At 74.6% G+C, this 10,931-nt stretch carries 12 protein-coding genes and 1 pseudogene; 9 read left to right on the top strand and 4 right to left on the bottom strand.

The window, feature by feature from the left end; translation table 11 throughout:
- Positions 1–120 precede the first annotated feature (120 nt).
- Positions 121–624, top strand: coding sequence for an ATP-binding protein (locus tag HIR71_RS09230; protein ID WP_311836196.1), 504 nt, complete (start codon positions 121–123; stop codon positions 622–624).
- On the opposite strand, the gene HIR71_RS09225 is transcribed toward HIR71_RS09230, so the two are convergent.
- Positions 621–1,421, bottom strand: a complete 801-nt coding sequence (locus HIR71_RS09225) for an endonuclease/exonuclease/phosphatase family protein (RefSeq protein WP_169324762.1) — start codon at positions 1,419–1,421, stop codon at positions 621–623. The genes HIR71_RS09230 and HIR71_RS09225 overlap by 4 nt on opposite strands.
- A gap of 57 nt (positions 1,422–1,478) precedes the next feature.
- On the opposite strand from HIR71_RS09225, the gene HIR71_RS09220 reads away from it, so the two are divergent.
- Positions 1,479–2,054 carry a hypothetical protein gene (locus HIR71_RS09220; RefSeq protein WP_169324761.1) on the top strand — a complete coding sequence of 192 codons (576 nt, stop codon included), beginning with the start codon at positions 1,479–1,481 and terminating at the stop codon, positions 2,052–2,054.
- A 116-nt stretch (positions 2,055–2,170) separates the two neighbouring features.
- Here the strand turns inward: HIR71_RS09220 and HIR71_RS09215 are convergent, their stop codons facing one another.
- On the bottom strand, positions 2,171–2,638 hold the full coding sequence (locus HIR71_RS09215; protein ID WP_169324760.1) for a hypothetical protein: 468 nt from the start codon (positions 2,636–2,638) through the stop codon (positions 2,171–2,173).
- Between the two features lie 177 nt (positions 2,639–2,815).
- On the opposite strand from HIR71_RS09215, the pseudogene HIR71_RS16445 reads away from it, so the two are divergent.
- Positions 2,816–2,950 (top strand): annotated as a pseudogene (locus tag HIR71_RS16445) (PadR family transcriptional regulator); the annotation flags it as partial.
- A 34-nt stretch (positions 2,951–2,984) separates the two neighbouring features.
- On the top strand, positions 2,985–3,173 hold the full coding sequence (locus tag HIR71_RS16440; protein ID WP_211373992.1) for a hypothetical protein: 189 nt from the start codon (positions 2,985–2,987) through the stop codon (positions 3,171–3,173).
- A 138-nt stretch (positions 3,174–3,311) separates the two neighbouring features.
- Here the strand turns inward: HIR71_RS16440 and HIR71_RS09205 are convergent, their stop codons facing one another.
- Entirely contained in the window at positions 3,312–4,046 is a 735-nt protein-coding gene (locus tag HIR71_RS09205; protein WP_169324759.1) for a glutamine amidotransferase, read from the bottom strand.
- A gap of 138 nt (positions 4,047–4,184) precedes the next feature.
- Here HIR71_RS09205 and HIR71_RS17465 point away from each other — a divergent pair, with 138 nt between their 5' ends.
- Entirely contained in the window at positions 4,185–5,759 is a 1,575-nt protein-coding gene (locus HIR71_RS17465) for a GGDEF domain-containing protein (RefSeq protein WP_169324758.1), read from the top strand.
- A gap of 251 nt (positions 5,760–6,010) precedes the next feature.
- The gene (locus tag HIR71_RS09195; protein WP_169324757.1) at positions 6,011–6,214 is read left to right on the top strand and encodes a cold-shock protein; all 204 of its coding nucleotides are present in this window, start codon (positions 6,011–6,013) and stop codon (positions 6,212–6,214) included.
- A 133-nt stretch (positions 6,215–6,347) separates the two neighbouring features.
- On the opposite strand, the gene HIR71_RS09190 is transcribed toward HIR71_RS09195, so the two are convergent.
- The gene (locus tag HIR71_RS09190) at positions 6,348–6,521 is read right to left on the bottom strand and encodes a hypothetical protein (protein ID WP_169324756.1); all 174 of its coding nucleotides are present in this window, start codon (positions 6,519–6,521) and stop codon (positions 6,348–6,350) included.
- Between the two features lie 200 nt (positions 6,522–6,721).
- Here HIR71_RS09190 and HIR71_RS09185 point away from each other — a divergent pair, with 200 nt between their 5' ends.
- The 3 genes from HIR71_RS09185 (at position 6,722) to HIR71_RS09175 (ending at position 10,900) form a co-directional block, all read left to right on the top strand.
- Positions 6,722–8,275, top strand: coding sequence for a MinD/ParA family ATP-binding protein (locus HIR71_RS09185; RefSeq protein ID WP_169324755.1), 1,554 nt, complete (start codon positions 6,722–6,724; stop codon positions 8,273–8,275).
- A gap of 318 nt (positions 8,276–8,593) precedes the next feature.
- Complete coding sequence (locus tag HIR71_RS09180; protein WP_169324754.1) at positions 8,594–9,082, top strand: RNA polymerase sigma factor; 489 nt, start codon at positions 8,594–8,596, stop codon at positions 9,080–9,082.
- Positions 9,083–9,316: 234 nt separating this feature from the next.
- Entirely contained in the window at positions 9,317–10,900 is a 1,584-nt protein-coding gene (locus HIR71_RS09175) for a hypothetical protein (RefSeq protein ID WP_169324753.1), read from the top strand.
- The last annotated feature ends 31 nt before the right edge of the window (positions 10,901–10,931 follow it).

The following is a 10,931-nucleotide window of genomic DNA, read 5'->3' as shown; positions in this document are numbered from 1 at the left end:
CAGACCCCGCATATCTCATGCTGGACGTCGAACGCGTCAAGCGAGCAGGGCGATGACCTGGTGGCACCTCGGGTGCATCAGCGCCCCATCGGGGAGCGCCGACACAAGGATGGTGGACCAGTGAGCGATCGAGACGAGCCGCGTGCTGGGCCCGTGGATCGCGGGCGCACGCATCTGAGAGCGATCCAGGGCGGCAAGCAGGGGGTTCGGAACCTCGACCAGTCGGGGACCTCCCGCGGGGCCGACGAGCTCACGCTCCCGGCACGTACGGCGTCGGCGCGGGTCGCGCGGCACTGGGTGATGAACGAGCTGGCCGCCGAGGGCGTCTACGGGGTGGAGAACCAGGTCATCGAGCTCCTCACGGGTGAGCTCGTCGCGAACGCGGCGCTGCACGGTCCGACCGGGGGTGAGGTACGGGTGCGTGCGCGGCGCGCGGGAGACACGGTGCGCGTCTCGGTGCGTGACGAGAGCACGGCCGACCCGGTCGTCCGGCACCCCGAGCCGACGGCGGACAGCGGGCGGGGCATGGCTCTGGTCGAGGTGCTCGCCGCCGACTGGGGCGTCGAGCACCACGGCCGCGACGGCAAGACGGTGTGGTTCGACGTCGTGATCGAGCCCGACTAGCGCGACCGCCAGCGGGCCGGCAGCCCGTCCACGCGACCGACCGCGACGTCGACGGCGAGCGCGCGGTGGTCCGAGAGGCCCAGGTCGAGGCTCGCGCCGTCCGTCCGGGGGCGCACCGGGCCGGACCCGAGGATGTGGTCGAGCTGGCGGTCCGGCTCGCTCACCGGGTAGGTCGACGCCGTGGCGAGCGCGCGCATCCGGGTCGCCCGGGCCGGCTGGTCGCCCTCGAGGTTGAGGTCGCCCATCACGACCAGGGGGCGCGGCTGGTCGCGGACGAGTCGGACGAGGCGCTTGAGCTGCACCGTGTTCCAGCCCGGGATGAAGGTCAGGTGCGTCGCGACCACGGTGAGGGGTCCCTCGGGGGCGTCCACGACCGCGACGACGGCGGCGCGCGGCTCGTCCCGCACGAGCGTCGGTCCCGGGGCGCCGGGGAAGACGACGGGGACCTGGCCGCGGAGGGCGGGCAAGGAGATGGCGCGCCACGAGCGCACGGGGTAGCGGCTGAGCAGCGCGATGCCGTACATCGCCGACTGCGGCTGGCTCTCGCCCGTGGCGGCCGACCACAGGCCCGGCGCGCCGGCCAGCGTCGCGATGAACCGGTGCTCGGGCGCCCCCATCGCCTCGGCCGCGAGGGCCGTCAGGTCGGCGCCGTGCGAGCGCTGCTGGTCGCGATCGACCTCCTGCAGACCCAGCACGTCCGCGTCGAGCGACCGGACGGCCCCCGCCAAGCGGTCCAGGTCCACCTCGCCGTCGCGGAGGGACCGCCCGTGCAGGATGTTGAACGTCGCGAGTCGCATCCACTCGATCATTGCCCTGCTGGTGCGGCGCCGCACCTGATCGTGCACGCTCGACCCATGGCCGACGAAGAACGGGAAGCGCTGGTCAACGGCATGCGGCTGACCGCGGTCGCCCTCAGCCAGGCCGGAGTGCCGTTCGCCCTCTGCGGCACCTACGCCGCGTGGGCGCGCGGCGCCCCCGAGCCCGACCACGACGTCGACTTCGTGATCAGCGAGACCGACGTCGACCGGGCGAAGGTCGCCATCGAGGGCGCGGGGCTCGAGATCCGCGACCCGGCCGAGGACTGGCTGTTCAAGGCCTACCACGAGGGCCAGCTGGTCGACGTGCTCTTCCGCATGTGCGGCGAGCAGGTCTCGTCGGAGATGTTCGAGCGCGCGGACGAGCTCGAGGTCGCGGCCGTGCGGATGCCGGTGATCAGCGCGACCGACGTCATCTCCACGAAGATGCGGGTGCTCCAGGAGCACTACTGCGACCTCGGCCGGGTGCTGCCGGTCGCGCGTGCGCTGCGCGAGCAGGTCGACTGGGACCGGGTACGCACGGAGATCGCGGGGAACCCGTACGCGGAGGCGTGCCAGCTGCTGCTGGACAGGCTCGGGATTGCCGCCGGTGGCGCGCAGGGGACCGCGGCGTAGCCGATACCGGGCGACTGCGGCGTAGCCGGTGCCGACGTGGTGACACCCGGGGACGACGACGCCGCAGCGGCTCCGCGCGGGCCGCTGCGGCGTCGTCGTGCGTCACGCGCTCGTCGTCAGGAGCAGCGCGCGCCGCTGTAGACGGTCACCTTCGCGGTGCTGTCGGGCGCGCTGAGCGGCGTGCGGGTCGTGACGCAGCCCTTCCACAGCTCGGCGACCTGCGCCATCTGGCCGACCGTGGCCGACGCCTTGCCGAACGACGTGACGAGCTCGTTGGGCGGGTCCTGGACCGAGAAGACGAGCCAGCCGGCGGCGCCGTTCGCCGCCCAGTTCGTCTCGTTGCGGTCGAAGTAGAGGGAGTAGGCCGTGTAGAGGCCGGGCCGGGCGATGATCGCCGAGAGCTCGGGACCGGTGACCACGCGCTCCACGCCCCAGAGCGTCGAGACGGTGACGACGGCCCGGCCGTCGAGCGGCGGCGGCTCCCACTCGGCGGCCTGGGCGGGCGCGCCGCCGACGACGCCGGCGACGAGGAGGGCGGCGGTGGCGGACACGATGGCCGCCCGGATCTTGCTGAGACGCTTCATGCGGATCTTCCCCTGAGCAGGGGACATCCCGCGAGGAACCGCGACACGCACCGCGCGTGTCTGTCCGTGTTGCCCCCTTTGGCCCCCTGCGACGCCGATGCTGGCAGGGCCGGGACAAACAGGTCAAATCGGACACACCCAACTACCTGGTGACGTGGCTCATGGGTCACGCGCGGCGTGCTCTCGCTGTGCGTGCTCGCCGTCGTGGCCGACGACGAGACCTATGGCTACGCCATCGCGCAGCGTCTTCAGGCGGCCGGCCTCGGCACGGTCAAGGGCGGCACGCTCTACCCGGTCCTCACCCGGCTCGAGGCCGAGGGCCTCGTCGCGTCGAGCCGGCGCGAGGGTGACGCCGGCCCCGGCCGGAAGTTTTCCAGGAGACCGGGGAGGACTCGCGGAGGCGTTCGGCCCGGCGGACGAGTACGCCGCCCGGGTCGCCGACGCGCTCGGGCCGCCGCGCGACGACGCCGACTCCGAGGGCCTGGAGTTCCCGTGCTGGTGGGCCTGGGTTCCCTGGCCGGGGGCCGGCTGCTGATCGACGGCTTGCTCGCCGGTGCGGCAGGCGAGCCCGCGGCCCTCGGGCTGCCCGCGGTCCTGGCCGGCGTGCTGGGCGCGCTCCTCCTGGCGTCCCTGGCCGTGGAGCTGGTCAGGCGCACGCGGCGCTCGTCGTCGCTCAGGTCGCGTAGCGGCGCACGAACGCGGCGAGGATCCGGGGCGGCACGTCGACGTCCGCGTGTCGGACCCGGTCGGCCACGACGTCGGCCTCGTCGGGCGGGAAGTACCCCGCGTAGCGGTAGGTCTCGATCCGGGTGAGGATGCCCGGGACGTCCAGCTCGGGGTGGAACTGCGTCGCGTAGAGGTTCTGCTTGACGCGGAACATCTGGACCGGGCAGCTCGGTGAGGACGCGAGGAGCACGGCGTGCGGGGGGAGCGTGCGGCAGGCCTCCTTGTGGCCGACGAACGCGTCGAAGCTGTCCGGGAATCCCGCCAGGAGCGGGTCGTCGCGCCCCTCAGGCGTCAGTGTCACCGGGACGGCCCCGATCGGCTCGCCGTAGGTCGAGTCGATGACCGCGCCCTGGTGCACCCCCAGCGTGCCGACGCCGTAGCAGGCGCCGAGGAACGGCATGTCGCGCTCCACGATCTCGTCGAGGAGGTGCCGGAGCTCGTCCTCGACCCGGAGCTGGACCTCCGACTTCTTCTCGACGGGATCGCTCGAGCAGAACGGGCTCCCGCCCACGAGCACACCGGCGTAGCGGTCCAGGTCGAGAGGAGGGATCGGGCCGGCCTCCATGCGCACCCGGTGGAGCTCGCCCGGCCGCAGGCCGCCGAAGCGGAGGAACGCGGCGTGCTCCTCGTGCGCCGCGTCGTCGTCGGCCCTCGACGCGAGGAGGAGGAACGGCTTGCCCACGCGCCCGAGCCTAGGGGGGAGCGCCCGACCTCGCCCGGGTGACGTTTGCGCCACGCCCCTTCACCATCGGGCGCCGCTGCCGATGGGCACCTAACCTGTGCCGCGACCTGCGGCCGGGCGGCGAGGGGAGGGGGACACGTGGACGACGACCGATCCGCGCTGGTGCTCCACGTCGCCGAGTTCGGTCCCTTCGACCAGCTCGCGGACCTCGCGCACGGGCTGTACGTCGACGGCGACAACGCGCGGGCCGTGCAGCTGTGCCGCGAGGGGCTCGCGGTCTCGCGGGCTGCCGGCGACGTCGCGACGACGAGGTTCCTGCTCTACGTCCAGGGGGTCGCGCTGCAGGACGGGGGCCGGCACCCCGAGGCGGTGGCCGTCGCGCTCGAGCTGCTCGCGGAGCTCGAGGCGGCGCCGCCGGACACCGCGTGGCGTGCGAAGGCGCTGGGCCTGCTCGCGGAGGCCTCGAACCGGAACCAGGAGATCGGCCGCGCCATGGACGCGCTCGCGGAGGCCGTCCACCTCATGGCGTACGTGCGGCCGGGCACCTACAGCCACCTCTCCACGAGCATGGCGATCGCGCTCGCGCTGCGCTCGGTGCATCTCCTCGAGCAGTCCGACGAGATGTTCCGCGGCATCCGTGCCAGCCACGACTCCGACGTCGACGTGCTCGTGGTGCAGGAGCTCGCCCTGCTGAGCACGTTCTGGGGGACCACGCTCCAGCTCGTCGGGCGGGGGGCCGAGGGTCGTGCGCACTTCGTCCGAGCGGCCGAGCGGGCCCTCCGCATGGCGCGGATCGCCCGGCTGGCCGGCAACGGCAGCATGGTGGCCCGGGCCGAGGTCATCGAGGCGTACGCGCTCGCCCGGCTCGGCCAGGTCGAGCTCGCCGCCGCGCGGGTCGAGGACGCGATGCGGCGGTTCACGTTCCGGGCCGAGCTCGTCGAGAGCCACCTGGCGCGGCTCGTCCTGGCGGCGTCGGCCTCCGCCGCGGGCGGGTACGACGAGGCCCGTGCGCAGCTGGCGCACGTCCTGGAGAGGGCTCCGGACGCGGGCCGCGACGTGTGGGTGGAGGCCGCCACCGAGGCGCTCGCGGACGTCCACGTCGCGGAGCACGGTAACCATCCGGCGGTCGACGTGCTGAGGCGGCTCGGCCGGGCCGCGCTGGACCAGCTGTGGAACGAGCGCGACGGGCGCTTCCTCGCGCTCCAGGCGCACAACCGGGTGCGTGAGCTGACGGTCACGACGGACCGCATCGGTCGTGACGTGCTGCGCGATCCCCTCACCGGTCTCGGGAACCGGCGCCTGCTCGCCCAGGCGATCGACGAGGCGACGGAGGACGCGGCGGCGATCTTCGTGGACGTCGACACGTTCAAGCAGGTCAACGACCACTACTCGCACGCGGTCGGCGACGAGGTCCTCCGGCGGCTCGCGGTGATCCTCCGCGCGCAGACCCGGGGCGGCGACGTCGTCGTGCGGTACGGGGGGGACGAGTTCGTGATCCTGGTCCAGGGGGGCTGGGCGGCGGCCGCAGAGGTCGCGTCGAGGCTCCACCACGCCGTGCGCGTGGCGCCGTGGCACGAGGTCGCAGCAGGGCTCGGCGTCACGGTGTCGGTGGGGGTGGGCCGGTCGGCGCTCGGCCGCGGCGCCGTCGCGGCGGCCGACTCGGCCCTGTACTCGGCGAAGAGCGCAGGTCGGGACCGCGTCGTGGTCGGCTGAGCCCGGCGCCCGCGGGCGGCTGTGGCGGTGCCCTTCGGCGCACGGGCAAGCGACACGGTGGAGGCGGTCCCGTTCCCCCGTGGAGCTGAGTCGGCTACGCTGGCCTCGAAGTTGCTGTGCATCGAACGTCTTGAACGTTGTCGGCCCCCCGGGCCGGCGCGGTTTGTTCCTTCCTGGAGCGGACGACGGACACCGCGACGAGCGACCCCGACAGTCGGGGTCGACCGAACGCTCCTGGAGGAGAATTCATCATGGCTACCGGAACTGTGAAGTGGTTCAACGCTGAGAAGGGCTTCGGCTTCATCGCCCCCGACGACGGCGGCGCTGACGTCTTCGCCCACTACTCCGCCATCGCGACGAGCGGCTACCGCTCGCTCGACGAGAACCAGAAGGTCGAGTTCGACGTCACGCAGGGCCCCAAGGGCCCGCAGGCCGAGAACATCCGCCCGCTCTGATCTCGCGGATCATCTCGAGCCTCCACTGAGGCTCTGCCCTCTTCTGAGGCTCTGCACCACCACGAGTGCCCCGGCTCCGGCCGGGGCACTCGTGCGTGCGCAGGACCCCGCGGCGCTACGGCCCGGCGACGGCTCAGACGCCGGAGGAGGCGCGCTGCTGGGGGACCGAGAACAGCGGGGCCGGGCCGCCGTAGAAGCACGCGCAGGAGCCGTCGAGGTGCACGAAGTCGGTCCACGGGCGGGCGGCGCAGGGGACGGGCTGCGGCGTCACGTCGATCACCGCGTCGTCGAGGTGCGTCGTCGTCATGAGGTCGTCATCGGCCGGGACCGCGGGATCGTGAGGGACTCGGCGGCGCTCGGTGAGCGGGGCGAGGCCGGGCGCGGGGCTCGCGGCGTCCGCACGACAGTGCGCCCACCTGCGTCGCGGCGTAGGTTCGTCCCGCGGGCGCCCTGCTGGTCGCCCGTTCGTAGCACGTGGATCGGCGCGATCGGACAGGGAGCGAGCCCATGAGTGAGCCCGGCAGCGCGGCCGCGGCGGGCGTCTGGGCCGAGGCCCTCGTCCAGCCCGACGGCGAGGCCGAGCTCGTCGTCGAGGGGGTGAGTCACCGGTTCTCCGCCGCGAGCGTGGCGGACGCCGACGCCGCCGTCATCGAGGCCATCGCCCGGCGGGCCGCCCAGGAGGGCCGCCTGATCCACCTCCGCATCCAGGATCCGGGCGGCGAGTGGTTCGTCACCATCCACCCCGACGGGACGGTCGAGGAGGCGAGCGGCGCGTCGCACGAGCCACGCGGACGCCGCCAGTACGCGGACGAGGGCGGTCCCGACGCCGCTGCCCCCACCGCCCCGGCCCCCACCGTGGCGTCGCCCGACACGCCGCCTCCCGACGCGTCGCACGCCGACACGCCGCCTCCCGACGCGTCGCCTGCCCATCCCCCGCCGCCGACCGACGGCTCACCGATCACCATCCCGCCGCGTCGGTCCGCCGCGGTGCCGGCGAGCTCCCACCCGGTCGACCCTCCGCAGGACGCGCCGACCATCACGATCCCCGCGGTGCCGACCGACTTCACCACCGACGACCGGACGCCGCCGCGCACCTGGCAGGAACCGTCGCCGCGGCCACGCGAGGACCTGCCCACGCTCGACGACCTGCTCGCGACCCGACCGCGTCCTCCGGAGGGCCCGGCCGAGCTGGGCTGGCAGGCGTACGTCCGTCGCCTGACCGGGGGCCTCGTGGCGCCGTCGCCCGGTCGGGCCGAGCTCCGTCATCGGGCCGCGGTCCGCTCCGTGCAGCGCAGCCTCGACGGCCCGAAGACCGTCGTCGTGCTCAACCCCAAGGGCGGCGCCCACAAGACGACCGCGACGCTGATGATCGCCGCGACCTTCGGCACGCACCGCGGCGGGTACACGCTCGCGTGGGACAACAACGAGACCCGCGGCACGCTGGGCTGGCGGTCGGCGCACGGCCCGCACACCAACACGGCCGTCAACCTGCTGCAGGACCTCGGCCGCTTCGCCGACGCGAGGTCGGCCCGGGTGGGCGACCTCGACAACTACGTCCGCTCGCAGCCCACGGCCCAGTTCGACGTGCTGGCCTCCGACGAGGACGCGGCGTCGGCCGCCTCGATCGACGCGGAGGCGTTCTCGGCGCTGCACCGGACGCTGGCGCGGTTCTACCGCGTCATGGTGATCGACACGGGCAACAACATGCGGGCCTCGAACTGGCAGGCGGCGGTCGACGCGGCGGACCAGCTCGTCATCGTCTCGACGATCCGCGAGGACACGGCGCAGTCGGCCGCGTGGGCCGTCGACGCGCTCCGCGCCACCGGCCACGACGATGCCGTGCGCCGTGCGGTGACCGTGCTCTCCGCGCCCGCCGCCGACGTCGACCCGAGGCTCCGCGCGCGGCTCCACCACCACTTCGGTCGGCTGACGCGGACGGTGCTCGACGTGCCGCACGACGCGGCGCTGGTCTCGGGCGGACCGCTCGTGGTCGAGGAGCTCGCACCGGCCACGCGCGAGGCCTGGCTGAACGTGACGGCAGCGGTCGCCGAGGGCCTGTGACCCGTGTCAGGCGGTGCGCGGGTCCGGGCGCGCGCTGGGTCTGACACGTGGGGGGTGGTGGGGCGCTGGCGTGGGGTTGCGCTTGACGTGTCAGGCGGTGCGCGGGCCCGGGCGCGCGCTGGGTCTGACACGTGGGGGGGTGGGGGGTGGGGCGCTGGCGCTGGCGTGGGGTTGCGCTTGACGTGTCAGGCGGTGCGCGGGCCCGGGCGCGCGCTGGGTCTGACACGTGCCGCGATCGGTGCCTTCGCGGGTGCAAGATGCGGGGCGAGTGCGACACAGTGCGGGTGTAGGCAGCCGGATGACTGACTGGAGACTCCCGTGGCGCCCCGCGACGACGCCTGGTTCGAGGGTCTCTTCGACCTGCACTCGACCGCGCTCTACCGCTACTTCGTGCGCCGCGCCCCGCGCGACGACGCCGAGGACCTGACCGCGGACGTCCTGGCCGTCGCGTGGCGCCGGCGCGACGACGTGCCCGACGGCGCGGAGCTGCCCTGGCTGTACCGCACCGCGGGGTTCGTGCTCGCCAACCACCGCCGCAAGTTGCGACCCGTTCCGGTCGAGGTGGTGCCCGAGGAGGTCGACGACAGCGACCCCGCGACCCTCGCGGTCGAGGACGACGAGGTCCGCGCCGTCCTCGCGGCGCTGTCGCCGCGCGACCGGCGCATCCTCCTGCTCCACGCGTGGGAGGGGCTCGACGGCGCGCAGCTCGCCGAGGTGCTCGGGATCTCGCGCGGCGGGGCCGACGCGGCGCTCTCGCGGGCTCGGGCACGGCTCCGCGAGGCCTGGAGCGAGCGCGCGGCGGTCTGACTGCCGCCCGCAGGGGTGAGCCGACCGCTCTCGCCCCTGCGAGTGCGACGTTCCACCGGCGCGCGCCGCCGGGGAAGCGTCGGAAGGTCGCACTCGGCGGGTGGGGTGGTGTCGGGTGCAAGAGGGGGGTGGTCGACCACACAGAGGAGGTAGAGCCGGTCCCGCACCGCATCGGACCGCACCGCCATCGACCGCACGGCACCAGCCGCGCAGGCCCGACCTCAGGAGGCCGCCGTGAACGACACCATCCGCCCGTCCGACGAGCCGGAGGCCGCGCGCCCGGGCGGCTCGGAACCGACCGCCGCGGCGCACGCCGGCCCCCACGGGCACCACGCAGCGCACGAGCACGCCGCACCGCAGGAGGGCGACGCCGCCCTCGAGCGGCTGCGCGCGTCCGACCCGGCGGTCGGCGCTGAGCCGGACACCAGGTCGCTCGACGCCGCGGTCCGGTCGCGCGTGGCGAGCCCTCCCGCCGCCGAGCGGCCCGTCGCCGGCACGACCGACGAGCTCGCGGTCGCCCGCGCCCGGCGTGGGCGCTCCCGGTGGGTCCCCGCCGCGGCCGTCGCTGCGGGTGCGCTCGTGTTCGGCTCGGCGGGGTACGCCCTCGGCTCGGCCGGGGAGGACGAGACGCCGTCGGCTGCGCCGGCCATCACGCTGCAGGGCATGACGGCGGGCGCGGCCCCGAGCCAGGCGCTCGGCGCGCCCGAGGCGGCGACGGACGCGGCCGCGCGCAGCTCGATGATCGCGCCCTGGTACGGCGGGCGGACCGTGTTCACGGCCGCCGGCCTGTCGGGCGAGGGCGGGACGGCCGACGGGTGGGCGTTCGACGGCGCGTCCGTCTTCAGCGCCGAGACGGCCGAGCGGGTCGCGCAGGCGCTCGGCGTGAGCGGAAGCGCGGAGCTGCGGTTCGGCTCGTGGGCCGTCGGCCCCGACGACGGCACGGGCGCCTCGCTCCAGCTCATGCCCGACGGCACGGCCAGCGTGAGCTACTACGACCCGACGTTGGACCCGTACGCCTGCCCGCAGCCGACCGGCGAGGGGCCCACGCGCTCCGACGGGTCGGGGACCTCGGGCAGCACGGAGGGGTCCGCCGGGTCCGCCGAGCCGGCAGCCCCCGAGATGGTGCCCGTGCCCGTGCCCGTGCCCGAGCCGGGTCGGGAGTGCCTCGACTCGGCGGCCCTCGGCGACGCGCCGCAGGGCGACGCCGCGGTGTCGCGGTTCCGCGAGCTGCTCGCGTCGGTCGGCGTCGACCCGGACGCCTACCAGTACGAGACCGGTGACTCCGGCATGCGCGAGCTGTCGTACGTGACCGCCAACCAGGTCGTCGACGAGCAGCTCAGCGGGACCGCGTGGAGCGTGACGTTCGTGGGTGACGGCGTGCAGAGCCTCTACGGCTCGCTCGCGCCCCTGGTCCCGCTCGGCGCGTACGACGTGGTGAGCCCGGCCGAGGCTGCCGAACGGCTCATGGACCCGCGGTTCGGCGCCACCACCGGCGGGCCGATCATGTATGCCGCCCGCGGCGGAGTGACCCTCGAGGGTGCGATCACCGAGCTCGACACGGGCACGTCGTCGGCTGCGTCCGAGCCCGCGCCGGCGACCGACCCGACCGTCCCGCCGACGGTGGCACCCGGCAGCGCGCTGCGGTGGCCCGTGACGGAGGTGACGCTCACGTCGTCGCGCCTCGGCCTGACGCTGTACACGCAGCCCGACGGAGCCACGGTCCTCGTCCCGGCGTACGAGCTCAGCAGCGACGACGGCGGCACGTGGTCCGTCATCGCGGTCGCCGAGTCGCAGCTGGACCTGGCACCCGCGCGCTGACCGCGGGCGAGCGGCGAGCGAGCGTCCGGTC

The sequence above is a fragment of the Cellulomonas fimi genome, from assembly GCF_012952065.1.
Taxonomy (GTDB): domain Bacteria; phylum Actinomycetota; class Actinomycetes; order Actinomycetales; family Cellulomonadaceae; genus Pengzhenrongella; species Pengzhenrongella fimi_A.
The sequence above is the reverse complement of the archived record's forward strand: the minus strand, read 5'-3'. Positions and strand labels throughout refer to the sequence as shown.

Bases quoted from the DNA above. Each gene is read 5' to 3' on its own strand.
- HIR71_RS09225 (WP_169324762.1), bottom strand. From the start codon at position 1,421: ATGCGACTCGCGACGTTCAACATCCTGCACGGGCGGTCCCTCCGCGAC.
- HIR71_RS09220 (WP_169324761.1), top strand. From the start codon at position 1,479: ATGGCCGACGAAGAACGGGAAGCGCTGGTCAACGGCATGCGGCTGACC.
- HIR71_RS09215 (WP_169324760.1), bottom strand. From the start codon at position 2,638: ATGAAGCGTCTCAGCAAGATCCGGGCGGCCATCGTGTCCGCCACCGCC.
- HIR71_RS09195 (WP_169324757.1), top strand. From the start codon at position 6,011: ATGGCTACCGGAACTGTGAAGTGGTTCAACGCTGAGAAGGGCTTCGGC.
- HIR71_RS09190 (WP_169324756.1), bottom strand. From the start codon at position 6,521: ATGACGACGACGCACCTCGACGACGCGGTGATCGACGTGACGCCGCAG.
- HIR71_RS09185 (WP_169324755.1), top strand. From the start codon at position 6,722: ATGAGTGAGCCCGGCAGCGCGGCCGCGGCGGGCGTCTGGGCCGAGGCC.